The organism is Lysobacter sp. P5_C4, from assembly GCF_054049695.1.
Genome location: NZ_JBFULX010000020.1, coordinates 1 through 564 on the forward strand (window position 1 = coordinate 1; position 564 = coordinate 564).

A 564-nucleotide genomic window follows, 5' to 3' on the forward strand; every position below is an offset into this window, starting at 1 on the left:
CCTAAGCCCAAAGCAACGAGCGCTTTAGCGGCAATGCCTTCCCCTTCACGAATAAGACCAAGTAAAATGTGCTCTGTACCAATATTGTTATGCCCTAAACGAACAGCTTCCTCTTGAGCAAGAGAGAGCACCTTTTGCGCACGTTCCGTAAATCTTCCAAACATCATAGAGAACACCTCCAAAATTAGTATATCTATGGAAATCCTAAAGGATGAATCTTATCTTTCTTAAACCCTACCAAATCTTTCGCGAATCAACTCAGCCCTGCGTATATCTCGCTCTTCGGCATTTAATTTCTCACCGGCATATTGTTGAAGAAAACCAGGCTGCGTCATCACCAACAGTTCATTCAAAACATTCGATGAAACGTTGTTGATAATACCAAGGTCAATGCCAAGTCTCACATCGGATAAACGCTGCGCGGCTTCTTTCGAATCCATGATTCCCGCATATGACAGAATACCTAATGAACGGTTCACACGATCTATTATCCGCATTCGGGACTCTTGAATCAGCTTATGTCTCGCAGCACGTTCATGCTCTATAATTTGCCTTGCAACACTG

Annotated in this window: 2 protein-coding genes; both read right to left on the bottom strand. The window is 43.3% G+C overall.

Annotated elements, in window-relative coordinates; translation table 11 throughout:
• The coding region (locus ACXJJ8_RS15450) for a Clp protease N-terminal domain-containing protein (protein ID WP_499031875.1) at positions 1-167 on the bottom strand (167 nt) is incomplete at its 3' end.
• 60 nt (positions 168-227) lie between these two features.
• Positions 228-564, bottom strand: a 337-nt coding sequence (locus ACXJJ8_RS15455; RefSeq protein WP_499031873.1) for a hypothetical protein, incomplete at its 5' end; no start/stop codon positions are given.